Below are 22632 nucleotides of genomic sequence, written 5' to 3' on the forward strand. Positions count from 1 at the left end.
CATGCCCGCAGCCGTACTCATCGGAGCGCAATGGGGCGACGAGGGCAAGGGCAAGGCGACCGACCTGCTGGGTTCCCGGCTCGACTACGTCGTGAAGTTCAACGGCGGCAACAACGCCGGGCACACCGTGGTCGTGGGCGAGGAGAAGTACGCACTCCACCTGCTGCCGTCGGGCATCCTGACCCCGGGCGTCACGCCGGTCATCGCCAACGGCGTGGTCGTCGACATCGAGGTGCTCTTCGAGGAGCTCGAGGGGCTCGCGAGCCGCGGCGTGGATGTCTCGAAGCTGCGCATCTCGGCGAACGCGCACCTCATCACGCAGTACCACCGCACGCTCGACAAGGTCACCGAGCGATTCCTCGGCAAGCGCCAGATCGGCACCACGGGTCGCGGCATCGGCCCGGCGTACGCCGACAAGATCAACCGCGTCGGCCTGCGCCTGCAGGACCTGTTCGACGAGAACATCCTGCGGCAGAAGGTCGAGGGCGCGCTCGACCAGAAGAACCACCTGCTCGTGAAGGTCTACAACCGCCGCGCGATCGGCGTCGACGAGGTCGTCGACGAGCTGCTCGGCTACGTCGACCGCCTGCGGCCCATGGTCACCGACACGTCGCTGCTGCTGCACCAGGCGCTCGAGCGCGGTGAGACCGTGCTCTTCGAGGGCGGCCAGGCCACGATGCTCGACGTCGACCACGGCACCTACCCGTTCGTCACGTCGTCGAACGCGACGAGCGGCGGGGCCGTCACCGGCTCCGGCATCGCGCCGAACCGCATCGACCGCGTGATCGCCGTCGTGAAGGCGTACACGACGCGCGTCGGCGCCGGCCCGTTCCCCACCGAGCTGTTCGACGAGTGGGGCGAGTTCCTCAGCGAGCGCGGCTTCGAGTTCGGCACCACCACCGGGCGCCGCCGGCGCACGGGCTGGTACGACGCGCCCATCGCCCGGTACGCGTCGCGCATCAACGGCGTCACCGACTTCGTGCTCACGAAGCTCGACGTGCTCACGGGCCTCGAGAAGATCCCCGTTGCGGTCGCCTACGAGGTCGACGGGCAGCGCGTCGACGAGGTGCCGGTGTCGCAGTCGGACTTCCACCACGCCGTTCCGGTCTACGAGGAGTTCCCGGGCTGGCAGGAGGACATCTCGGGCGCCCGCGAGTTCTCGGAGCTCCCCGCGAACGCGCAGGCGTACGTGCGCGAGCTCGAGGCGATGAGCGGGTCGCGCATCTCGGCGATCGGCGTCGGCCCCGGTCGCGAGGAGATCGTCCAGCTGCACGACCTGCTCGACTAGCCTTCGACCCACGCCTTCAGGCGGGTGAGCTGCACGCCGTCCTCGCGGGCGATCGCGCCGCGGATCATGGGCGCGAGGAGCGAGACGAGGCCGCGGGTGCCCACGGCGGCGTCGAGCCGAACGCGGCTGCCCGCGGCATCCGTTGCGCCCGGCTCGATCGAGTACGCGTAGTCGGCGGTCACGCCGCCCACGGCACTGCGCATGGTGAGCGCGCGACCGGGCTCGATCGCCGTGATCGTCGACGTGCACTCCTTGCCGCGCGCGACGAAGTGCAGCACGGTGCCGACCGCGAGCGGGCCGTCGGCGCGCATCGAGTCGACGCCGGGCATCCAGTTGGCCGCGCCCGACCAGTCGGTGAGCCGCGTCCAGACCGCGTCGGCCGGAGCCGCGATCGACTGCTCGTCGGTGAATGCGGTCTTCATGGGTGCTGCCGTCGTCGCCGTCATGCGGCGAGGCTAGACCGCCGCACGCGGCATCCGATTGGATGGATTTCACGGAGGTGGCGCGTGGAGGTCGCTGGTCGCCCGGCGCGGGGCCCGCTCGCGGAGGCGGTGCGCGAGCTCTGGTTCCTGCGCGGGCCGGCGCCGACCCGCTACGAGCGCATCTTCCCGATGACCGACGTGCACCTCGTCGTGAACCTCTCGCCCCGGCCCTACCGGGTGCTCGAGTCGGCGGATGCCCCGTGGCGCACGCTCGGGCCGGCGTTCTGCTCGGGCATGCGCTCCCGGTTCGTCGTGAGCGACGCGCCCGACGCCATCGTGAACGCGGGAGCGGTCGTGCGCGCCGACGGGCTCCGCGTGCTCGGGCTCGACCCCGAACGGCTCGCCGGCGCGGTGACCTCGCAGCCGTGGCTCGACGGGCCGGCGGCGCTCGGTCCGGATGCCGCGGCCGACGACGTGCTCGACGCGATCGAGGCGCTGCTGAGCGACCGCCTTGCCGTGGGTCGCGCGGCCGACCCGGTCGTGCGCGACGCGATCGGGCGGCTCGAGGCGGACCCCGCGCACCCGATCGGCGCGCTCGCCGCGGAGCACGGCCTGCGGCATCCGGCATTCGTCGCCAGGTTCCGCCGGGCGACCGGCTCGACGCCGAAGCGCTACGCCGAGCTCGTGCGGTTCCACCGGCTCATCGACGCGACGCCCGTGGCCGGCGCCGCGCCGTGGAGCTCGCTCGCCGCCGACGGCGGCTACTACGACCAGTCGCACGTGATCCGCGACTTCAGGCGGTTCACCGGGTACACGCCGGCCGACTACCACCGGCGGGTCAGTGCCGCCGGTCCCGACGCCGTGCGGTTCGTGCCCGATCCCGATGCGGCGTTCCGCTGAGCCGCACATGACGAGGCGGATGCCGCGACCGCGCGGCATCCGCCCTCGAAGACCTGGAGGTCGGCTCGGCTCAGGGCTCGGTGCCGATGGCCTTGTCGATGTTGTCGCGGACGGAGTCGACCTTGTCGTCGTGCTCGTCGGGCGTGACCTTCTTCGCGGCGTCGGAGACGGCGTCGAGGACCTTGTCGCTGATGTCCTCGGCCTGCTGGCTGTTCAGCGCCTCGTTGATGGTGTCCTTGTTCTCCTCCACGAAGTCCTGGGCCTTCTTGGTCAGGTCGTCCAGCGCTCCCATGTGCCCCACCTTTCATCGTCGGACGGTGCTCTGGCCATCGTAGGGTCCGGCCCTGGGAACCGGAACCCTCGGCGCCTCCGGCGGCGCCCCCGGTCGTTCCCGTCGTGTGCGCAATTCAGGTGCGCGCTCGGCGTGTCACCCGGACGCGCCGAGGATCGCGCCCACGACACGCCTCCGCACCTGAATCGCGCACGGGGTCGAGTCGATCGCGCGGGCGTCTCCGGGCGGTCGGGCCCCTCGGCGCGACATGCCAGACTCGACGGGTGACCGCCTCCCGCCCCGCCGACCGGCCGCTCGTCGGCCGGTTCATCAGCCTCACGCCGTTCTCCGACGCCGACCTCTCCGAGCTCGAGCGCGCGCTGCGCCGACCCGAGGTGTTCGCGGGCGGCTACGGCGGCGGACCCGCGGGCCTGCCGGGCGACGCCGACGCGTTCGCGTCGTTCGCGAGCGGGTACTACGCGGGCGGCCCGGCGGCGATGCCGTTCACCGTGCGCCTCGAGGGCGGCCCCGATCACGGCGCGATCGTGGGTGCGACGAAGCTCGGCGACCTCGACCTCGGCAGCGAGTCGGCGCACATCGGCTGGACCGCCTACGACCCGCGCGTCTGGGGCACGGCCGTGAACCCCGAGGCGAAGCTGCTGCTGCTCGGGCTCGCGTTCGACCATGGGTTCGGCCGCGTGAAGCTGCAGGCCGACGCGCTGAACGACCGGTCGCGGGCGGCGATCCTCAAGCTCGGCGCGCGGTTCGAGGGCATCGCGCGGCGGCACAAGCCGCGCGCCGACGGGTCGTGGCGCGACTCCGCCGTGTACTCCGTGATCGTCGACGACTGGCCCGCGGTGCGGGCGGGGCTCGAAAAGCGGCTCGCGGCCTGGGGCGACGAGCCGGTCCGTCTCGCCGCCTGAGTCAGCGGCGACGGCGCGGCGCGAGCGCGCGGCATCCGTCGACTGCGGGCCCGGCGCTCACCCCTCGCGGCGGTGGTGCCCCGCCGGCTCGGGCGCGTGCAGGCGGGTGAGGAACCGGTCGGTGCCGCGAGGGATGCCGCGGCGGTCGCCGCGCGAGACGAGCACGGTCACGAGCACCGCGATCGGCACCGTCCAGGCCGCCGGCTGCTCGAGGAACGGGCGCAGGGCGGGCAGCCACGACGAGACGGCCGCGCCGCCGAGGATCGCGACGCCGGAGAGCACGGCGCCCGTGAGCATCCCGGCGATGGCGCCGCGCGCCGTGAGCCCGCGCCACCAGATGCCGAGGAGGAGCACCGGGCACAGCGTCGATGCGGTGAACGCGAAGACGAGGCCCACGCTGCCGGCGAGCCCCGACGACTGCGTCGCGAGCGCGACGACGAGCGGCACGAACGACGAGAGCACGGCGGCGATGCGGAAGCCGCGCACGCTGCCGCCGAGCAGGTCCTGGCTGATCACGCCCGCAAGCGACACGACGAGGCCCGACGACGTCGAGAGGAACGCCGCGAACGCGCCCGCGATGACGAAGGCGGTGAGCACGTCGCCGAGGGGCCCGGGGATGAGCCGCTCGGGCAGCAGAAGGATGAGCGCGTCGGCGTCGCCCGAGGCCGCGAGGTCGGGGGCGAACGCCCGCCCCAGGAACCCGAACGCGGTGGGGAAGAGGTAGAACACCGAGAGCAGCACGAGCACGATGACGGTCGTGCGGCGGGCGGCGACCCCGTCGGGGTTCGTGTAGAAGCGCACGAGCACGTGGGGGAGCCCGAGCGTGCCGAGGAGCAGCGCGACCATGAGCGACACCGTGCGGTACACCTCGAGGTCGCCGGGTCCGGCGCTCGGCGGGAAGGCCTCGACGGGCGGCAGCGCGGGCTGCACGTCGCCGACGAGGAGCAGCAGCGCGCACACCGGGACCGCGAGCGCCGTCAGCTTCAGCCAGAACTGGAACGCCTGCACGAACGTGATCGAGCGCATGCCGCCCGCCGCGACGACCACGGCCACGATGACCGCGACGGCGAGCGAGCCCACCCAGGCGGGCAGGCCCGTCGTGATCCGCACCGTGAGGGCCGCGCCCTGCAGCTGCGGCACGATGTAGAACCAGCCGATCACGATGACGAGCGTGCTCGTGACCCGCCGCGCCCACACCGACTCGAGCCGCGCCTCGGTGAAGTCGGGGATCGTGTACGCGCCCGATCGCCGCAGCGGGGCCGCCACGAACAGCAGCAGCATGAGGTACCCCGCCGTGTAGCCGATCGGGAACCAGAGCGCCGACGACCCCGTGAGCAGGATGAGTCCGGCGATGCCGAGGAACGACGCCGCCGAGAGGTACTCGCCGCCGATCGCCGACGCGTTCCACCACGGACGCACGGTGCGGCTCGCCACGTAGAAGTCGCTCGTCGTGCGCGAGACCCGCAGCCCGTAGAACCCGATCAGCGCCGACGCGATCGCCACGGCCGCGATCGCGATGTAGCCGATCGCGGCGTTCACTCGTCCTCCGTGAGTGATCGGTACCGCGCCTCGTTGCGCGAGGCCGCGCGAACATACAGCGCACCGACCGTGATGGCGAGCGGATAGACGCCCGCGCCGAGCAGCAGCCACGACAGCGGCACGCCGACCACGAACGTCTCGTCGAGCTGCGGCACCAGGGCGATGGCGAGCACGAACAGCGCGGTGGCGACCGCGAAGCCCACGGCGAACACGATCCCGAGGCGCAGCTGCGATCGAATCAGCGAGCGCACGTAGACGCCCGCGATGTCGCTCGTCGGCGCCTCGGCGCCGTGGTGCGGCACGGGTCGGGCGGATGCCGCGGCGGAGCCCGCATGCGGTGCGGTCACGCGGACGCGGGGTGGTGGTTGGTCGTCGCTCATGACCGCGGCCGGATCGTCGCCGACTCGAGCCGCTCGCGCAGCGCGGGCAGCAGGCGCCGGCTCACGGGCAGCTCCGCCGCGCCGACGGTGACGCTCGGATGGTCGCCGCCGAGCCGGATGCGCGCGAGGTGCGGGATCGCGACGAGGTACGAACGGTGGATCCGCACGAACGCGTCCGACCACTGCCGTTCGAGGTCGGACATCGGCACGCGCACGAGGTAGCTCGCCTCCTCGGTGTGCAGCCGCGCGTAGTCGCCCTGCGCCTGCACGTACCGCACCTCGTCGCGGCGGATCATGCGGGTGGTGCCGCCGAGCGTGACGGCGATCATCTCGGGCTGCGCGGATGCCGCGGCATCCGTCGCCGGCGTCGCCTGCGCCTTCATCGCCTCGACGATGCGGGTCACCGAGCGCTGCAGCCGCTCGGTGCGCACGGGCTTCAGCAGGTAGTCGACCGCGGCGAGGTCGAACGCCTCGAGCGCGCCCTCCTCGTCGGCGGTCACGAACACGAGCGCGGGCCGGCGCTCGAAGCGCTGCATGGCCCGGGCGAGGTCGAAGCCGTTGAGCCCGGGCATGTGGATGTCGAGGAACGCGGCGTCGACCGGCTCGCGCGTCAGCAGCCGGATCGCCTCGGCGCCCGACGCGGCCTGGTGGATGATCCCGATGCGCGGGTCCTGCCCGAGCAGGAACGCCAGCTCGTCGATCGCGGGCTGCTCGTCGTCGGCGATGAGCACGGAGATCACGGTTCCAGTCTCCCATCGGGCTTCCGGGTCGCTGGGCCCGTCGAGGCGGATGCCCCTTCGACGGGCTCAGGGAGCGAAGTGGTACCGCCCGCTGAGCTCCCTCCGCCCGCTGAGCTCGTCGAAGCGGGCTCGGGGCCCGAGGTCGCGACGCGGCCGGGCTGCGACTTCGGCACGCGCATCCGCACGAGCGTGCCTGCGCCGACGTTGGTCTCGACCACGAGCCCGTGCTCGTCGCCGTACACCTGCCGGAGCCGTGCGTCGACGTTGCGCAGGCCCACGTGCTCGCCCGGGGCGCCGCCCGCGAGCGCGCGCTCGAGCACTTCGGGGTCGATGCCGACGCCGTCGTCCTCGACGCTGATCTCGGCGAACGCGCCCTGGTCGGACGCCTCGATCGTGATGCGGCCGCCGCCCTCCTTGCCCTCGAGGCCGTGCCGCACGGCGTTCTCGACGAGCGGCTGGATCGAGAGGAACGGCACCACGGTCGAGAGCACCTCGGGCGCGATCTGCAGCGTCACCTTGAGGCGGTCGCCGAACCGGGCGCGCTCGAGCTTCAGGTAGCTGTCGATGGAGCGCAGCTCTTCGGCGACGGTGGTGAAGTCGCCGTGCCGCCGGAACGAGTACCGCGTGAAGTCCGCGAACTCGAGCACGAGCTCGCGCGCCTTCGCGGGGTCGGTGTTGATGAACGACGCGATCGCGTTGAGCGAGTTGTAGATGAAGTGCGGGCTGATCTGCGCCCGCAGCGCCCGCACCTCGGCCTCGGCGAGGGCCGCGCGCGACGCGTCGAGCTCGCCGAGCTCGACCTGGGCCGCGACCCAGTCCGCCACCTCGCCCGTGGCACGCACGAGCCCGGCCCGGACGCGGGGCGCGAAGGCGACGAGCGCCCCGGCGGGCACGCCGCTCGCGAGGATCGGGGCCGCGACGGCATCCGTCTCGCGTTCGCCGAGCCGGATGCGGCGCTGCACCTGGGGACGACCCGACGACCGCGCCTCGGCGGCGAGCCGGCCCGCTACCGTGCGCACGGCGTCGTCGCCCTCGACGGTCACGTCGCCGGCCGGACCCACGAGCGCGAGCGTCTCGCAGCCCAGCAACGCCCGCAGGTAGCGCCCGGCGCGCACGGCGTCGCCCTCGGCGATGCCCCCGCGGAGGTGCTTCGCCGCCCGGCTCGCGAGGTGCAGCGTCTGGTACGTCGCCTGCTCGACGTCGGTGCCGAGGTCCTTCGACGCGACCACGATGCGCCGGAGGAGGATGACCACGCCGACCGCGAGTGCCCCGGCGACGACGCCGGCGGCAGCGGCGAGCAGCATCGACTCGGGCATGCAGGCCAGCGTAGCCGTCGTTCGTCGTCGCCGATCCGCCGTTCGTCGCACCGTGGACGCCGCTCGGCGACGACGAGCGGCGACCGCCCCAAGCGCTCCGAGGCGAGCGCAAGCATGGTCGCACTGCCGGGTCCTCAGGGAGGAACTCGACGCAGCGGCGCGGCCGTCGGCCCCGCCGATCCCCCCTCGAAGGAGAGACGCCATGGGCAACGACGCCCCGAGCGCAACGAGCACGACCCTCGCAGAGGTCGACTACGGCGCGGTCCAAGCATCACCCGAGTTCCAACGGCTCCGGCGTACGCATCGGAGCTTCGTCTTCCCGGTCCTGGGCGCGTGCCTCGCCTGGTACTTCGCCTACGTGCTCCTCGCGAGCTACGCGCACGACTTCATGTCGACGCGGGTGTTCGGCAGTGTGAACATCGCGATGGTCCTCGGCCTCGCCCAGGTCGTCACGACCTTCGCCGTGACCATGTGGTACGTGCACTACGCCAACAAGCGCCTCGACCCGCTCGCGGAGGAGATCCGCGACGAGATCGAGACCGGCGTCTTCGAGAACGAGGAGGCCCGCTGATGCTGCACCTCGAAGCGGCGAGCACCTCGCCCGGCGAGCCCTGGCTCAACATCGCCATCTTCGGCGCGTTCGTCGCCGTCACGATGGTCATCGTGTTCCGCGCCAGCCGGAACAACAAGACCGCGGCCGACTACTACGCGGCCGGGCGCTCGTTCACGGGCGGCCAGAACGGCTCGGCCATCGCGGGCGACTACCTGTCGGCGGCCTCGTTCCTCGGCATCGTCGGCGCCATCGCGATGACGGGCTACGACGGGTTCCTCTACTCGATCGGCTTCCTCGTCGCGTGGCTCGTGGCCCTGCTCCTCGTCGCGGAGCTGCTCCGCAACACCGGCAAGTTCACGATGGCGGACGTGCTGTCGTTCCGCCTCAAGCAGCGCCCGGTGCGCATCGCCGCGGCGACCACGACGCTCGTCGTCTGCTTCTTCTACCTCCTCGCCCAGATGGCGGGCGCCGGCGGCCTCGTGTCGCTGCTGCTCGGCATCGGGGACCAGGTCGGCCAGGCCGTCGTCATCACGGTGGTCGGCGCGCTGATGATCCTCTACGTGCTCATCGGCGGCATGAAGGGCACCACCTGGGTGCAGATCATCAAGGCCGTGCTGCTCATCGTGGGCGCCGGCGTGATGACCGTGTGGGTGCTCGCGCTCAACGGGTTCGACTTCTCGGCGCTGCTCGACAAGGCGGTCGCCGTGGCCGAGAACCCCGCGATCCTCGACCCCGGCCTGAAGTACGGCGTGTCGGATGTCACGAAGGTCGACTTCCTCTCCCTGGGCCTCGCCCTCGTGCTCGGCACGGCCGCCCTCCCGCACGTGCTCATGCGGTTCTACACGGTGCCCACGGCGAAGGAGGCGCGCAAGTCGGTCGTCTGGGCGATCTGGCTCATCGGCATCTTCTACGTGTTCACGCTCGTGCTGGGCTACGGCGCTGCGGCCCTCGTCGGCCCGGCGGTCATCGCGGCGGCGCCCGGCGGACCGAACTCGGCGGCCCCGCTGCTCGCGTTCTCGCTCGGCGGACCGCTGCTGCTCGGCCTCATCTCGGCGATCGCGTTCGCGACGATCCTCGCGGTCGTCGCCGGCCTCACGATCACCGCGGCCGCCTCGTTCGCGCACGACATCTACGCGTCGGTCGTGAAGAAGGGCAAGCCCGAGCCGGGCGCCGAGGTCAAGGTCGCGCGCCGCACCGTGGTCATCATCGGCATCGTCGCGATCATCGGCGGCATCGGGGCGAACGGACAGAACGTCGCGTTCCTCGTCGCGCTCGCGTTCGCCGTCGCGGCATCCGCCAACCTGCCGACCATCGTGTACTCGCTGTTCTGGAAGCGCTTCACCACGAAGGGCGCCCTGTGGAGCATGTACGGCGGGCTCATCTCGGCGATCGTGCTCATCGTCTTCTCGCCGGTCGTCTCGGGCTCCGAGACGTCGATGCTGAAGACCGAGGCCATCGACTTCGCCTGGTTCCCGCTGTCGAACCCGGGCATCGTCTCGATCCCGCTGGCCTTCCTCCTCGGCTGGATCGTGAGCGTGCTCGACAAGACGGTCGAGGACCCGAAGAAGCAGTCCGAGATGGAGGTGCGCTCGCTCACCGGCATCGGCGCCGAGAAGGCGGTGAGCCACTAGGGGTTCCGGCGGTGGTCGGGGGACCGGCCGCCGGGCAGCCATCGACGCGGCGGGAATGCCTGCCCATGCCGTGTGGATAGCAGTGCAGGGGGCGGATGCCGGGAGCATCCGCCCCCTTCACCATGCGCCGAGGCGTGGGTAGGTTGAGCCCATGAGCGCAGCACCCTCACCGCACCTCGACCTCGTCCAGCGCTTCATCCGGGCGATCGAGTCCGGAACGCACGGAGACGCCCTCCTCGAGTTCCTCCACCCCGAGGTCGAGCAGGTCGACTATCCGAGCCTCATGAACCCGCAGGGTGGCCGCCGCGGCCTGGCGGCGATCCTCGCCGCGAGCACGGCGGGCGCGGGCATGATCGACGAGCAGCGCTACGACGTGCGGCGGGTCGTCGCGTCGGGCGACGACCTCGTCGTACAGGTCGACTGGCACGGCCGGGTGGCGCAGCCCATCGGCACGGTGCCCGTCGGCACGCTCCTGCATTCGAACAGCGTGATCAGCTTCGGCATCGACGGCGATCGGATCCGGCGCGTGGAGGCGTACGACTGCTACGACCCGCTGCCGAGCGACTGAGGGGTCACGTTTGCTACTCGCGGATGCGGCGTCGTCGCCGCGCGATCCCCCACGCGAGCAGGGCCACGCCCACGAGCACGAGGATGGGCCCCACGATCGCCCAGAGAGCCACTCCGCTCATGACGGAGCCCGGCAGCACGCCGAACCCCTGCAGCGCCCAGACCCCGCCGACCACGATCATCAGGGCGCCGAGGCCGATCAGGAACCCGTTCATCCGTACCTGCTTTCCTTCACTCGATGGTGCGTCTCGATACGCGTCACGCTTCGCGCGGCGCTCCTCGACAGCGAGGGTCTACATGTTGATCATGTGCCCCGTGAGCCCGTGGAACGCCTCCTGCAGCGCCTCCGACAGCGTCGGGTGGGTGTGCACGTTGCGCGCGAGCTCGAGCGCCCCCAGGTCCCACTTCTGGGCCAGGGTGAGCTCGGGCAGCAGCTCCGAGACATCCGGGCCGATGAGGTGGCCGCCGAGCAGCTCGAGGTACTGCTTGTCTGCCACGAGCTTCACGAAGCCCACCGGGTCGCCGAGGCCGTTCGCCTTGCCGTTCGCGGTGAACGGGAACTTCGCGACGACCACGTCGTAGCCCTCGTCTCGGGCCTGCTGCTCGGTGAGCCCGAAGCTGGCGACCTGCGGCGAGCAGAACGTCGCCCGCGGCATCATCCGGTAGTCGCCGAGCTCGAGGGTCTCGGCGTCGCCGATGGTCTCGGCGGCGACGACGGCCTGCGCCTCCGCGACGTGGGCGAGCATGAGCTTGGCCGTGACGTCGCCGATCGCGTAGATGTGCGGCACGTTCGTGCGCATCCGCTCGTCGATGGCGATCGCGCCCCGCTCGGTGAGCTGCACGCCGGCGTTCTCGAGCCCGTAGCCCTCGACGTTCGGCGCGAAGCCGACGGAGATGAGCGCCTTGTCGACCTCGAGCGAGCCGGGCTGCCCGTCGGCGCCGGTGTACGACACGGTGACGGATGCCCCGTTGTCGACGACCGTCTCGACCTTCGTCGAGGCGAGGATCGGGATGCCGAGGTTGCGGTACTGCCGCGTGATCTCCTTCGAGACCTCCACGTCCTCGTTGGGGAGTGCGCGGTCGAGGAACTCGATGACCGTGACCTCGACGCCGTAGTTGCGCAGCACGTACGCGAACTCCATGCCGATGGCGCCGGCGCCGACGATCGCGATCGAGCGCGGAAGTTCGCGCGTGAGGATCTGCGTCTCGTACGTGACGACGTTCTGCGACAGCTGCACGCCCGGCAGGAGCCGCACCTGCGAGCCCGTCGCGATGATCGCGTTGCGGAACGTGATCGTCTCGACCGTGCCGTCGGCCTTGCGCACGTCGAGCGTGTTCGCGTCGCGGAAGCTGCCGCGGCCGTCGAACTCCGTGATCCCGTTCTTCTTCATGAGGAAGTGCACGCCCTTGACGTGCTTCTCGGACACCTGGCGGCTGCGGTCGAACGCGACGCCGAAGTCGAACTGCACGTCGCCCGAGATGCCGAACGTCGTGGCTTGGTCGTGGAAGATGTGCGCGAGCTCGGCGTTGCGCAGGAGGGCCTTCGACGGGATGCAGCCCACGTTGAGGCAGACACCGCCCCAGTACCGCTCCTCGACGACGGCCACCTTCAGGCCGAGCTGGGCAGCGCGGATCGCGGCCACGTAGCCGCCCGGACCCGCGCCGAGGACGACGACATCGAACTGTTCGGTCATGCGGGCCAGCCTAGGACCGTGGGCGCCGCCCCGTCATGTGCTGCTCAGGAGGTCGTCAGCTGCTCGTCAGGATGACGAGGCGCTGCGTCGCCCGGGTCATCGCGACGTAGCGGTCGACGGCGCCCTCGATGCCGGTGCCGAATCCGTCGGGATCGATGAGCACGACGAGGTCGAACTCGAGCCCCTTCGCCAGCTCGGGCGTCAGCGATCGCACGCGCGGTGTCGTCGGGAATCCGCCGCCTTCGATCGCCCGCGTGCTGATGACGCAGGCGACCCCCTCCGCGTGCTCGGCGAGCCAGTCGTCGAGGATCGCGCCGAGCTCCGACACGTCCCCGTGCGCGACGGGCACGCCGGTGCTCCGGATCGAGGTGGGCACGTTCGCGTCGGGGAGCACGGCCCGGATCACCGGTTCGGCCTCCGCCATGACCTCGGTCGGCGTGCGGTAGTTGATGCTCAGCGTCGCGAGGTCGATGCGGTCGAGCCCGATCCGCTCGAGCCGCTCCCGCCACGACTCGGTGAACCCGTGCCGGGCCTGGGCGCGGTCGCCGACGATGGTGAAGCTGCGCGACGGGGAGCGCGCGAGCAGCATCTGCCACTCGGCATCCGTCATCTCCTGGGCCTCGTCGACGATGAGGTGCGCGAACGGACCGGCGAGGTAGTCGGGATCGGCGGCCGGCAGCGCGGCCTCGTCGACGAGCGTGTTGCGCACGTCCTGCCCGCGCAGCATCGACATGACGGCCATCTCCGAGGCGTCGGCCGCGATGAGGTGCTCGAGCACCATCTCGCGCTGCTCGCGTTCGTCGGCGAGTGCCGCTTCCCGCAGACGTCGGCGGCGGGATGCCTCGGGGTCCCCGATCCGGCGTCGGGCGGCGTCGAGGAACGGCAGGTCCGACACCGTCCACGTCCGCGCGTCCACGCGCAGCAACCCCTCGACGTCGTCGGGAGCGAGCCATGGCGCGCATCGGCGGAGGTACGCGGGCACCGACCAGAGGTCGGCGACGACGCCCGCCGGGTCGAGCACCGGCCAGGCCCGCCGGAACGTGCCCGTCAGCTCCTCGCTCTGCGCCAGCGACTGGCGCAGCAGGTGCGGTGACACGTCGTCGTGCTTGTCGCAGAGGATCCGCAGCAGGTCCTCCCAGACCTCGTCGCGCGCCTCGTTGTGCGGCGTGCCGGGCTCGGGGGCGTCGAACGCCTCCGCCCAGTCGTCGGGGTCGACCTCCACGTCGACCCACGGCGTGTCGATCGTGAGCTCGCCCGTCGGCGGCCGTTCGTAGTGCGCGACCGCCGCCTCGACCGCCTGCACGAGGCGGGCCGAGGACTTCAGGGTGGCTGCGCGGACATCGGCTTCGGGCAGCGCACGCGCTCCCTCCGGCACGAGGTCGCGCAGCGTGCACGTCTGCACGCCCTCCTCCCCGAGCCCCGGGAGCACGTCGGCCACGTAGTCGAGGTAGGGCTGGTGGGGGCCCACGACGAGCACGCCGCCGCGGCGGTGGCCGAGGCGCGGATCGGCGTAGAGCAGGTAGGCGGCGCGGTGCAGCGCGACGACCGTCTTGCCCGTGCCGGGCCCACCGTCGACGACGAGCGCCCCTCGGGAGCCGGCGCGGATGATCGCGTCCTGGTCGGCCTGGATGGTGGCGAGCACGTCGCGCATGCGGTCGGACCGGCTGCTGCCGAGGCTCGCGATGAACGCGGACTGGTCGTCGAGGGCGGCGTTGTGCGCGAGCCCCTCGGCCGTGAACACCTCGTCCCAGTAGTCGCTGATCCGGCCGTGGGTCCACCGGTATCGCCGCCGGCTCTCGAGTCCCATCGGGTCGCCGTGCGTGGCCCCGAAGAACGGCTCGGCGGCGGGGGAGCGCCAGTCGACGAGCAGGCGCCGGCCCGTGTCGTCGGCGAGGCCGATGCGCCCGATGTAGACGGGCTCGGCGTCGTCGGCGTGCACGATCCGCCCGAGGCAGAGATCGAGCCCGAAGCGGCGGAGGAGCCGCAGGCGTCCCGTGAGCCGGTGCACTTCGAGGTCGCGGTCGAGTGCCGCCTGTCCCTCGCCGTCGCCGTCGCCGTCGCGCCGCACCGCGTCGAGGTGATCGGAGACGTCGGCGACCGATCGCTCGAGTCGCTCCGCGATCGCGGCGAAGTGCGCCTCGTCGGCGGCGACCAGTGCGGGGTCGGCCTTCCGGGCGAGGCGTTCGGGCAGGTCGAACACGCTGGTGGTCAGGGGATTCACGACGTCGGCTCCGATCCGGGGGTTCGGCAGACCGACCATCATGCCTCACCATCCGGGCCTTGCGGCAAGGCCCCGTCCCGGCCTTAAACTGGGAGTGGCAGAACGTCAGCCGATGCGGTCGGTCACCACCGAGACGGTGAAGTCGCCGGCGTTCTGCGCGATGTCGTCGCCGTCGTCGTTGATCCCGAGCTCGAGGCGGCCGTCGGTCGGGCACTCCACCCGCGATGCGGTGCCGACCACGAACGGCGTCTCGCCGTCGAGCCTCCCGATGAGCGACGCGTGATTCGCGTCCTCCAGGCCCGCCACGTTCCATGCCGGGTCGTAGTCGGCGGTTCCGTCGGGGCCGGAGGTCCGATCCTCGGTCGGACCGTGCTGGACCGCGCCGCTGGCCGTGAACCACAGCGTGTCCCCGGCGGTGCACGTGACCGGGGTGCCGCTCCACGTCGACGTCGACGGGACGACGGTCGTGAGCGCCGCGGTGACGCTGTCGACCGGGGAGTGCGTCACGGTGGCCAGGAAGGCGCCGGTGTTGGCCTCGACGAAGGCGTCGTTGACGCCGAGGCTGAGCACGCCGTCGCTCGGGCACACGCCGTGGAACTCGCTGCCCACGAAGAAGGACGGCTGCACGTCGGCGACGCGACCGACGAGCCCGACCGTGTTCTCGTCGGGGAGGCCGGGCAGGTTCCACTGGTGGTTGCCCACGCCGGTGAGGCCGCTCGGCCCGACCGCCGACTCCGGCGTCCCGTCGTGGTTGACTCTGCCGTCGGCGACGATGTCGAGGCGATCGCCCGCCGCGCAGGTGAACTGGGTCGGCGTCCACTGCGCGTTCCCCGGCACGGAGACCTGCGCGGTGACCGGCGGGAGCGGCGGCTCGGGGGTCGGCGTCGGGCCGTCGGTCTGGACGGTGTCGTCGCCCGTGCTCTTGGAGGCCGTGCCGCCGGTCGAGCCCCGGAATGCGGCGAAGCCCCAGATGATGAAGCCGATGAGCGCCACCACCGCCGCGCCGGCGCCGACCGCGATCGCGATCCGCCTCCGACGGCGCTGCACGGCCGCCTCGTCCTCCGACCCGCCGTCGGCCGAGCTGTCGTCCGGACCGCCGTCGTCGGGCGGGGTCTGCGGCGGCACGATCGATTCCGAGCGGTCGGCATCGGATGCCTCGGGTGGCCGTGCTGCCTCGGGTGCGGGTTCCTCCGGTCCGGATGCCTCGGGTGCCGGCCCCTCGGGTGCGGGAATCTCCTGTGGGGCCCCCGCGGCCTCGGCCACTTCGGGCTCGACCACCTCAGCCCCCGGCTCCACGACCTCCGCCGGAGGCGCCTCGCCCGCCGGCGCGGACAGCGGCACCGGGATCGCCGTCGGCGCGCTCACGATGTCGAAGAGCCGGGTGTCGTCCCCGCGGAGGTACAGCACGGGCGTCAACCACTCGAGCGTGCCCCGGCCCATGCCGAGGATCCCGATCCGGCCGCTGCGGACGGCCTCGTCGACCTTCCGCCCGCGGGCCAGCGCGGTGTAGAAGCCGCGAGCGAAGCTGATCGCCGCGCCGTCGGAGATCGCGAACTGCATGGCGGCCACGGCGTTGATGCCGCTCCGCACGAGCGCGGCCGCCGTGCCCGAGAAGAGGTCGTCCTCGCTCACCGCACCCGAGTCGCACGAGTTGAGCACGACGAGGCGCGGCGTCGGCTCCGCCTCGCGCAGGAGGTCGGCGAGGCTGCTCGCGCTCACGAAGTCGGCCCGGCCGTCCTCCGTGGTCAGGGCGAGCTGGCCCTCCTCCGTCGTGACGTCGAAGCCCCCGTGCCCGACGAAGTGCAGGACGTGCCACGGTTCGCTGAGGAGCATGGCGTGCAGGCCGTTCCAGGTCACGTCCTCGAGCCAGACGAGCTCGACGAGTCCGGCCTGGATCTGCGGGCGCAGCGCATCCTCGAGTCGGCTGCGTTCCGCCGCGGCGTCGAGCCGCTGCAGGTCGCGCGGCGCCGAGACGATGCCGAGGAGCCGGAGCGGCGGGTCGATGGCGAGCGGTTCGGCGGTGAAGTTCGCGGGAACCGTCCGCACGAGCGGCTCCTGCCGGCTGAGGTACGCGCCGGCCTCGGCGTCGTACAGCGATTCCCACGGGAGAGCCGCGAGCTCGGGGGTGAGGCGGAGGACGAGCTTGAGTCCGGTGCCGCGCTCCTGCGCCAGTGCCGAGCTGGTGCGGTACGCGCCGCCGATCGCCCCGGTGAAGACCGCCTCGAAGAGGCGGACGCCGACCTGCTGCACCGTCGTCTCGGTCGTCGAGATGACCCGTCGAGCCGAGACCGCCGACGAGAGCACCGTCGCCTCGAACAGCGGTCGCTGCTGCAGCAGTCCGTCGACGTCGAGGTGGAACTCGGCCGTCGGCTCGCCCCGCCGACCGACCTGAGGACGCGTGCGGAGAATGTGCCGTCGGCGTTCGCCGGCACGATCTCGAGTTCGAAGATGGCGTCCATGGCGGGTTCCCGTCGCCGGCGCGACCGTGCCGACGCCAGTACGGTACTGCGATCGGGTGCCCGCCCGCGTCAGGGATAGCACTGCAATCCGCCCGAGGTCGGCGGCGGAACGCCGCGGCATCCGTCGCACGCGGCTGCCGTTCTTCGGCGGATTCCGGACAAGCACCCCCGGATCGGTGACGGCGGCACCGCGGTCGGACGTAGCCTCGATCGGTGAGCGAACGCACCACCACCGCAGCAGCCCCACCGGCGGCATCCGTGAGCCGACCGGGGGCCGCCTCGGCGTGGCTGCAGTTCCTCGCGATGGGCGTGACGTGGGGTGCGAGCTTCCTGTTCATGAAGGTCGCGCTCGAGGGCGTCTCGTTCGGGCAGGTCGCCTGGTCGCGCACCGTGCTGGGTGCGATCGCGCTCGGCCTCATCGTGCTCGTCACCCGGCCGCGCGTGCCCGCCGCCGACGAGACGCCGGGCCCGGTGCTGCCGCGCGAGCCCGTCGTGTGGGCGCACTTCCTCGTCGTCTCGGCGACGACCTGCGTCATCCCGTACCTGTGCTTCGCGTGGGCCGAGCAGTACGTGTCGTCGAGCCTCGCGTCGATCTACAACGCGACCACGCCGATCATGACCGCGCTCATGGCCACGCTGGTCTTCCGCGTCGAGCGCCTGTCGGGCAGCCGCTGGTTCGGCGTCGGGCTCGGGATCATCGGCGTGCTCGTCGTGATCGGGCCGTGGCAGCTCGTCGGCTTCACCGGCAGCCTGGCCGGACAGCTCGCGTGCCTCGTCGCGACGCTCTGCTACGGGTTCACGTTCGGGTACCAGCGCCGGTTCCTGAGCCAGCGGCCGATCGCGCCGGCGACGTTCGCGTTCCTCTCGATCGGCGTCTCGGCGGTCGTCATGCTCGTGCTCACGCCGTGGCTCGCGCTCGAGCCGGTCGAGCTCGACTGGGCGATCGTCGGATCCCTCCTCGCGCTCGGCGTGCTCGGCACCGGCCTCGCCTACATCTGGAACATCAACGTGCTGCGCGCCTGGGGTCCCACCAACGTCTCGACGGTGACGTACGTCACGCCCGTCGTGGGCGTCGCGCTCGGCATCCTGCTGCTCGGCGAGCAGCTCTCGTGGCACGAGCCCGTCGGGGGCGCCCTGGTGCTCGTGGGCATCCTGTTCGCGCAGGGGCGCCTGCGGCTCGGTCGGCGTCGCGCCGCGGCATCCGCTGCGCCTGCGGCCTGAACCGAGCGGATGCCGCGCCGGCGCGCCCGGCCGACCCACCCACCCGCCTCCACTGCGCCACTTCGCCGCCGCCTGCGCCACTTCGACTGGCGCAGAGCGCGCGCAAGTGGCGCAATGCCGAGCAGGGTCGGGGGATCTCGATACGCGTCGCGCTTCGCGCGGCGCTCCTCGATCACCGCGGGGTCTTGACATCGGCCCGCGCGGATGGTTGGTTAGTTACACAAGTAATGAACCAACCAAGGTTCAGCACCACGCCAAGCACCAGATGGGCCGGAATGGACGAATCGCGACCGATCTTCATCCAGATCGCCGAGCAGGTCGAGAACGACATCATCGACGGGGCGCTGCCCGAGGGCAGCCAGATCCCCTCGACGAACGAGTTCGCGGCCTTCCTCCGGGTCAACCCGGCCACCGCATTGAAAGGGGTGAATCGCCTTGTCGACGACGGAATCGTGGAGAAGCGACGGGGGATCGGCATGTTCGTGACCGCCGGCGCCCGCGAGCGGCTGATCGAGCGTCGCCGGGCCGAATTCGCCGCCCAGTACATCCGACCCCTCATCGTCGAGGCCGAGAAGCTCGGCATCGACATCGACGAACTCGCGGGACTCCTCCGCGCGGAAAGGATCCAGTCATGACCCGCACCGTGGTCCGCGCCAGCGGACTCACCAAGCGCTACGGCTCGTTCACGGCGCTCGACGGCGTCGACCTCTCGATCGAGGAGCACCGCATCTACGGCCTGCTCGGCCGCAACGGTGCGGGCAAGACCACGATCATGCAGCTGCTCACCGGGCAGATCTTCGCGAACGGCGGCGAGCTGGAGGTCTTCGGCCGCACGCCCGCCGAGCACTCCGACGTGCTGCGCCGGATGTGCTTCATCGCCGAGTCGCAGCGGTACCCGGAGGACTTCACACCGGCGCATGTGTTCAAGTCCGCGCCCTGGTTCTTCGAGAACTGGGACGCCGAGTACGCCGAGCGCCTCGTGTCCGACTTCCGGCTCCCGGTGAAGCGCCGGGTGAAGAAGCTCTCGCGCGGCCAGCTCTCGGCCGTCGGCGTGATCGTCGGGCTCGCGTCTCGGGCGCCGCTCACGTTCTTCGACGAGCCGTACCTCGGCCTCGACGCGGTGGCTCGCCACATCTTCTACGACCGCCTCCTCGAGGACTACGCGGAGCACCCGCGTACGGTCGTGCTGTCGACGCACCTGATCGACGAGGTCGCGAACCTCCTCGAGCACGTGATCCTCATCGACCAGGGGCGCATCCTGCTCGACCGCGACGCCGACGAGGTGCGCGGCTCCGCCACCACGATCGCCGGCGCACGGCGCGTCGTCGACGACTTCGTCGCCGACCGCCCGGTGATCGGCCGCGAGTCGCTCGGCGGCCTCGCGTCGGTGACCATCGACGGCCGCCTCGACCAGGCGGAGCGCATCCGTGCTGCCGAGCTCGGCCTCGAGCTCGCGCCCGTCTCGCTCCAGCAGCTCATCGTCCACCTCACCGGCACCGACCTCGCCGGCACGACCGAACAGGAGGCCGCAGCATGACCGCCGTCGCGACCGCGCCCGTGACCGAGACCGCGTCACGCTTCCGCCCGCACGAGATCTGGCGCATCGTGCGCCTGCACACGGTGAACCCGTCGATCTTCTTCGGCGTCCCGTGGATCATCCTCGGCGGTGCGTGGGCGGTGACCATGGTCATCGCGCTCATCCTCCGCAGTGCCGGCATCTCCGACGCCGAGGACGGCTTCCGCTACTCCTGGGCCGTGCTCTCGCCGCAGTGGTACCTGATCGTCGTCGGCGTGCAGGCCCTGGCGTACACCTTCCCGTTCGCGCTCGGCTTCGGCGCCACCCGCCGCGACTTCTGGCTCGGCACCGCGGCGATGTTCCTGTTCGTCTCGATCGAGATGGCGGCGGCGATCGCGACGCTCGTGCAGCTCGAGATCCTGACCGACGGATGGTGGGTCGGCGCGGGCATGTTCGACGCGCTCTGGTACGGCATCGACGGCTGGCTGGTCGACTTCTACACGACCTTCGCCCTGCAGCTGCTGGTGCTCTTCATCGGCGCGAGCATCACCACGGTGTTCATGCGCTGGCGCATGAAGGGCATGATGATCCTGCTCTTCGGAGCCGTCGCAGTCGTGCTCGCCCTGATCGCGGGCCTCACCTTCACCGAGTCGTGGCCGGCGGTGTTCGACTGGTTCGGCAGCATCGGCCTCGTGGGCGTCTTCACCGTGCTGCTCGGCCTGGCGGCGGTCTGCGCCGTCGCGGGCTACCTCGTGATCCGGCGGGCCACGCCGCGCTGACCGGCGGCGTACAAGGTCGCGGCGCGGCATCCGGGTGGGGGCTCGGATGCCGCGCCGCACCTCATTCCGAAGGATGACGGATGCCGCGCGACATCAGCCTCCGGCCCGACGCGGCGGGCGGCACCGGCCCGGCAGGCTCGATGGCATGAGTTCCTACGTGATCGAGGCAGCAGGCCTCAGCAGGTCGTTCGGGTCGACGCGCGCACTCGCGGGCGTCGACCTTTCGGTGCGCACGGGCGAGTCGCTCGCCATCATGGGCGCGTCGGGTTCGGGCAAGACGACGCTCCTGCACTGCCTCGCGGGGATCACCCGTCCGGATGCCGGGACCGTCGGCTTCCGGTCCGGCACCGGGCGGGTGGAGGTCACGGGACTCGGCGAGCGCGAGCGTTCCCGGCTGCGACGGGAGGCGTTCGGGTTCGTCTTCCAGCAGGGGCTCCTCATCCCGGAGCTCACCGCGGTCGAGAACGTCGCGCTCGCACTCATGCTCAACGGGATGCCGCGCGCCCGGGCCGAGGAGTACGGACGGGGCTGGCTCGACGCCCTCGGCCTCGCCGGTATGGAGGACCGTCGCATCGGCCAGCTCTCGGGCGGGCAGGCGCAGCGCGTCGCCATCGCCCGGGCGCAGGTGACGGGTGCCGCCGTCGTGTTCGCCGACGAGCCGACGGGCGCGCTCGACTCGGCCACCTCGGCCGACGTGATGCAGGCGCTGCTCGACTCGACGACCAGCCAGGGGCGCACGCTCGTGCTCGTGACGCACGACGCCGAGGTGGCGGCGCGCTGCTCGCGGATCGTCGACATGCGCGACGGCCGGATCGTCGGAGAGCGGGTGCCCGCGTGATCGCCCGCATCGCGCTGCTGCTGGCGCGTCCGGGATCGGCGGGCGCCGCGGCATCCGTGCTGCCCGTCACCGCCTTCGGCATCGTGACCGCACTGCTGCTCATGGTGCTCGGGGGAGCGCAGACCTTCTGGACCTGGCAGGACGACGGCGGGGTGCTCTACCAGGCGCTCGCCGTGATCGCCCTCGCACTGCTCGTGGTGCCGCTCGTGTCGCTCGGGGGAGCGGCCGCGCGACTCAGCGCCCGCCGTCGCGACGACCGGCTCGCGACGCTCCGGCTGCTCGGGGCGACGCCGGCGACCGTGTCGGCGCTCGCCGTGCTGGAGTCCGTGGTGCTCGCGCTCGTGGGCGCCGTGCTCGGCGTCGCGGTGTACCTCGCGGGCGTGCCGCTGCTCGGGCTCATCCACTTCCGCGGCGAGCCGCTCGGGGCATCCGGGGTGCTGCTGCCGTGGTGGGCGCTCGTGGCCGTGCCGTTCGTGATCGGTGCGCTCGCCGCGGTGAGCGCCGTGCTCGGGCTGCGGCAGGTCGTCATCTCGCCGCTCGGGGTGCGCACCCGGCAGGAGGCGCCGCGCATGCACTGGCTGCGCCTCGTGGTGGGGCTCGGCGTCGTCGCGCTCGCGTTCGGCCTGATGGCGGTGCTGCAGGTGGCGCCGTCCGTGCTCGTCATCCTCGGGATGCTCGCGTTGGCGTTCGGCGGATCGATCGCCGTGCTCAACCTCATGGGACCGTGGGTCATCCGGCTCGTCGCGAAGGGACAGGCGCGGCGTGCGAAGACGCCCGCACGGCTCCTCGCGGCCCGCTCGGTGCTCGAGTCCCCGAAGGCCGCGTGGCGGCAGGTCGGCGGCGTCGCGATGACGAGCTTCATGGCCGTCTTCGCAGGGACCGGGGTCGCCGTGCTCGAGGTCTTGGGCACGTCGCCCGACGCGGAGTCGGACCTGCTGCTCGCCGACATCCGCACCGGCATCCTCATCACCGTGGTGGGCTCGTTCCTCATGGTCGCCTGCTCGGTGGGCGTCAACCAGGCGGCCGGCATCCTCGACCGCGGCGACCTCTACCGCAGCCTCGGCATGCTCGGCATGCCGACGGGCACCATGGATGCCGCGCGCCGCCGTGCGGTGATGTCGCCGCTGCGCATCACCGCGATCGGCTCAGCCGTGACGGCCGCGATCGTGATGCTGCCGCTCACCGGGGTGTCGCTCATCGTCGCGCCCGCGTCGCTGGTCGTGATCGCGGCGGTGCTCGCGGCCGGGATCGGCATCGTGTGGCTCGGGCTCGTCGCAACGCGTCCGGTGCTCGATCGGGCCGCCGCCGCGGGTCGAGCCGGTTTCGAGACGGCGTTCCGCGCCTCCTCAACCCGCGGGCAGCGCGGGTAGGGTC

At 71.8% G+C, this 22632-nt stretch carries 22 protein-coding genes; 12 read left to right on the plus strand and 10 right to left on the minus strand.

What is annotated here, in order from left to right:
• Position 1: 1 nt before the first annotated feature.
• A complete protein-coding gene (locus ACWGO8_RS09365; RefSeq protein ID WP_376953209.1) occupies positions 2-1288 on the plus strand; it encodes an adenylosuccinate synthase in 1287 nt (428 codons plus the stop codon).
• On the opposite strand, the gene ACWGO8_RS09370 is transcribed toward ACWGO8_RS09365, so the two are convergent.
• The gene (locus tag ACWGO8_RS09370; RefSeq protein WP_452042794.1) at positions 1285-1734 is read right to left on the minus strand and encodes an SRPBCC family protein; all 450 of its coding nucleotides are present in this window, start codon (positions 1732-1734) and stop codon (positions 1285-1287) included. The genes ACWGO8_RS09365 and ACWGO8_RS09370 overlap by 4 nt on opposite strands.
• A gap of 60 nt (positions 1735-1794) precedes the next feature.
• Here ACWGO8_RS09370 and ACWGO8_RS09375 point away from each other — a divergent pair, with 60 nt between their 5' ends.
• Positions 1795-2610, plus strand: coding sequence for a helix-turn-helix domain-containing protein (locus ACWGO8_RS09375; protein WP_452042795.1), 816 nt, complete (start codon positions 1795-1797; stop codon positions 2608-2610).
• 70 nt (positions 2611-2680) lie between these two features.
• Here the strand turns inward: ACWGO8_RS09375 and ACWGO8_RS09380 are convergent, their stop codons facing one another.
• Positions 2681-2902 (minus strand): antitoxin, encoded by a 222-nt coding sequence (locus ACWGO8_RS09380; RefSeq protein ID WP_452042796.1) that lies wholly within the window; start codon positions 2900-2902, stop codon positions 2681-2683.
• Between the two features lie 263 nt (positions 2903-3165).
• Between ACWGO8_RS09380 and ACWGO8_RS09385 the strand changes: the two genes are divergently transcribed.
• Positions 3166-3804: a GNAT family N-acetyltransferase gene (locus tag ACWGO8_RS09385; RefSeq protein WP_452042797.1), complete on the plus strand. Its 639-nt coding sequence runs from the start codon at positions 3166-3168 to the stop codon at positions 3802-3804.
• Between the two features lie 57 nt (positions 3805-3861).
• Here the strand turns inward: ACWGO8_RS09385 and ACWGO8_RS09390 are convergent, their stop codons facing one another.
• The 4 genes from ACWGO8_RS09390 to ACWGO8_RS09405 are packed head-to-tail and all read right to left on the minus strand — an operon-like array spanning position 3862 to position 7779.
• Positions 3862-5343: a sodium/solute symporter gene (locus ACWGO8_RS09390; RefSeq protein WP_452042798.1), complete on the minus strand. Its 1482-nt coding sequence runs from the start codon at positions 5341-5343 to the stop codon at positions 3862-3864.
• Positions 5340-5723, minus strand: a complete 384-nt coding sequence (locus ACWGO8_RS09395) for a hypothetical protein (RefSeq protein WP_452042799.1) — start codon at positions 5721-5723, stop codon at positions 5340-5342. Before ACWGO8_RS09395 ends, ACWGO8_RS09390 begins: the two co-directional genes overlap by 4 nt.
• Positions 5720-6463, minus strand: a complete 744-nt coding sequence (locus ACWGO8_RS09400; RefSeq protein WP_376953218.1) for a LytR/AlgR family response regulator transcription factor — start codon at positions 6461-6463, stop codon at positions 5720-5722. Before ACWGO8_RS09400 ends, ACWGO8_RS09395 begins: the two co-directional genes overlap by 4 nt.
• Positions 6460-7779 (minus strand): sensor histidine kinase, encoded by a 1320-nt coding sequence (locus tag ACWGO8_RS09405; protein ID WP_452042800.1) that lies wholly within the window; start codon positions 7777-7779, stop codon positions 6460-6462. Before ACWGO8_RS09405 ends, ACWGO8_RS09400 begins: the two co-directional genes overlap by 4 nt.
• A 202-nt stretch (positions 7780-7981) precedes the next feature.
• Between ACWGO8_RS09405 and ACWGO8_RS09410 the strand changes: the two genes are divergently transcribed.
• The 3 genes from ACWGO8_RS09410 (at position 7982) to ACWGO8_RS09420 (ending at position 10531) form a co-directional block, all read left to right on the plus strand.
• The gene (locus ACWGO8_RS09410; protein WP_452042801.1) at positions 7982-8350 is read left to right on the plus strand and encodes a DUF485 domain-containing protein; all 369 of its coding nucleotides are present in this window, start codon (positions 7982-7984) and stop codon (positions 8348-8350) included.
• Positions 8350-9963, plus strand: a complete 1614-nt coding sequence (locus ACWGO8_RS09415) for a solute symporter family protein (RefSeq protein WP_376953222.1) — start codon at positions 8350-8352, stop codon at positions 9961-9963. The genes ACWGO8_RS09410 and ACWGO8_RS09415 overlap by 1 nt, the downstream gene beginning before the upstream one ends.
• A 151-nt stretch (positions 9964-10114) precedes the next feature.
• Complete coding sequence (locus ACWGO8_RS09420; protein ID WP_452042802.1) at positions 10115-10531, plus strand: nuclear transport factor 2 family protein; 417 nt, start codon at positions 10115-10117, stop codon at positions 10529-10531.
• A gap of 13 nt (positions 10532-10544) precedes the next feature.
• Here ACWGO8_RS09420 and ACWGO8_RS09425 read toward each other — a convergent pair whose 3' ends face one another.
• The 4 genes from ACWGO8_RS09425 to ACWGO8_RS09440 form a co-directional block, all read right to left on the minus strand.
• Positions 10545-10745 (minus strand): hypothetical protein, encoded by a 201-nt coding sequence (locus ACWGO8_RS09425; protein ID WP_452042803.1) that lies wholly within the window; start codon positions 10743-10745, stop codon positions 10545-10547.
• A 78-nt stretch (positions 10746-10823) separates the two neighbouring features.
• Positions 10824-12224, minus strand: coding sequence for a dihydrolipoyl dehydrogenase (gene lpdA, locus ACWGO8_RS09430; RefSeq protein WP_452042804.1), 1401 nt, complete (start codon positions 12222-12224; stop codon positions 10824-10826).
• Between the two features lie 55 nt (positions 12225-12279).
• Positions 12280-14445, minus strand: a complete 2166-nt coding sequence (helR, locus tag ACWGO8_RS09435; protein ID WP_452042805.1) for an RNA polymerase recycling motor ATPase HelR — start codon at positions 14443-14445, stop codon at positions 12280-12282.
• 105 nt (positions 14446-14550) lie between these two features.
• A complete protein-coding gene (locus ACWGO8_RS09440; protein ID WP_452042806.1) occupies positions 14551-16749 on the minus strand; it encodes a CHAT domain-containing protein in 2199 nt (732 codons plus the stop codon).
• A 368-nt stretch (positions 16750-17117) separates the two neighbouring features.
• Between ACWGO8_RS09440 and ACWGO8_RS09445 the strand changes: the two genes are divergently transcribed.
• The 6 genes from ACWGO8_RS09445 to ACWGO8_RS09470 all read left to right on the plus strand — a co-directional run bounded on the left by ACWGO8_RS09445 (position 17118) and on the right by ACWGO8_RS09470 (position 22628).
• Positions 17118-18125 carry a DMT family transporter gene (locus ACWGO8_RS09445; RefSeq protein WP_452042807.1) on the plus strand — a complete coding sequence of 336 codons (1008 nt, stop codon included), beginning with the start codon at positions 17118-17120 and terminating at the stop codon, positions 18123-18125.
• Between the two features lie 275 nt (positions 18126-18400).
• Positions 18401-18760 (plus strand): GntR family transcriptional regulator, encoded by a 360-nt coding sequence (locus ACWGO8_RS09450; RefSeq protein ID WP_452042808.1) that lies wholly within the window; start codon positions 18401-18403, stop codon positions 18758-18760.
• Entirely contained in the window at positions 18757-19662 is a 906-nt protein-coding gene (locus tag ACWGO8_RS09455; protein WP_452042809.1) for an ABC transporter ATP-binding protein, read from the plus strand. The genes ACWGO8_RS09450 and ACWGO8_RS09455 overlap by 4 nt, the downstream gene beginning before the upstream one ends.
• Positions 19659-20420: a hypothetical protein gene (locus ACWGO8_RS09460; RefSeq protein WP_452042810.1), complete on the plus strand. Its 762-nt coding sequence runs from the start codon at positions 19659-19661 to the stop codon at positions 20418-20420. Before ACWGO8_RS09455 ends, ACWGO8_RS09460 begins: the two co-directional genes overlap by 4 nt.
• Positions 20421-20565: 145 nt before the next feature.
• Complete coding sequence (locus ACWGO8_RS09465) at positions 20566-21258, plus strand: ABC transporter ATP-binding protein (RefSeq protein WP_452042811.1); 693 nt, start codon at positions 20566-20568, stop codon at positions 21256-21258.
• On the plus strand, positions 21255-22628 hold the full coding sequence (locus ACWGO8_RS09470; protein ID WP_452042812.1) for an FtsX-like permease family protein: 1374 nt from the start codon (positions 21255-21257) through the stop codon (positions 22626-22628). Before ACWGO8_RS09465 ends, ACWGO8_RS09470 begins: the two co-directional genes overlap by 4 nt.
• Positions 22629-22632: the final 4 nt, after the last annotated feature.

Source organism: Agromyces sp. NPDC055661 (assembly GCF_053618135.1).

Coding starts and splice junctions, on each gene's coding strand:
- ACWGO8_RS09365 (WP_376953209.1), top strand. CDS start 2: ATGCCCGCAGCCGTACTCATCGGAGCGCAATGGGGCGACGAGGGCAAG.
- ACWGO8_RS09370 (WP_452042794.1), bottom strand. CDS start 1,734: ATGACGGCGACGACGGCAGCACCCATGAAGACCGCATTCACCGACGAG.
- ACWGO8_RS09380 (WP_452042796.1), bottom strand. CDS start 2,902: ATGGGAGCGCTGGACGACCTGACCAAGAAGGCCCAGGACTTCGTGGAG.
- ACWGO8_RS09395 (WP_452042799.1), bottom strand. CDS start 5,723: ATGAGCGACGACCAACCACCACCCCGCGTCCGCGTGACCGCACCGCAT.
- ACWGO8_RS09405 (WP_452042800.1), bottom strand. CDS start 7,779: ATGCCCGAGTCGATGCTGCTCGCCGCTGCCGCCGGCGTCGTCGCCGGG.
- ACWGO8_RS09410 (WP_452042801.1), top strand. CDS start 7,982: ATGGGCAACGACGCCCCGAGCGCAACGAGCACGACCCTCGCAGAGGTC.
- ACWGO8_RS09415 (WP_376953222.1), top strand. CDS start 8,350: ATGCTGCACCTCGAAGCGGCGAGCACCTCGCCCGGCGAGCCCTGGCTC.
- ACWGO8_RS09420 (WP_452042802.1), top strand. CDS start 10,115: ATGAGCGCAGCACCCTCACCGCACCTCGACCTCGTCCAGCGCTTCATC.
- ACWGO8_RS09425 (WP_452042803.1), bottom strand. CDS start 10,745: ATGAACGGGTTCCTGATCGGCCTCGGCGCCCTGATGATCGTGGTCGGC.
- lpdA (WP_452042804.1), bottom strand. CDS start 12,224: ATGACCGAACAGTTCGATGTCGTCGTCCTCGGCGCGGGTCCGGGCGGC.
- ACWGO8_RS09450 (WP_452042808.1), top strand. CDS start 18,401: ATGGACGAATCGCGACCGATCTTCATCCAGATCGCCGAGCAGGTCGAG.
- ACWGO8_RS09455 (WP_452042809.1), top strand. CDS start 18,757: ATGACCCGCACCGTGGTCCGCGCCAGCGGACTCACCAAGCGCTACGGC.
- ACWGO8_RS09460 (WP_452042810.1), top strand. CDS start 19,659: ATGACCGCCGTCGCGACCGCGCCCGTGACCGAGACCGCGTCACGCTTC.
- ACWGO8_RS09465 (WP_452042811.1), top strand. CDS start 20,566: ATGAGTTCCTACGTGATCGAGGCAGCAGGCCTCAGCAGGTCGTTCGGG.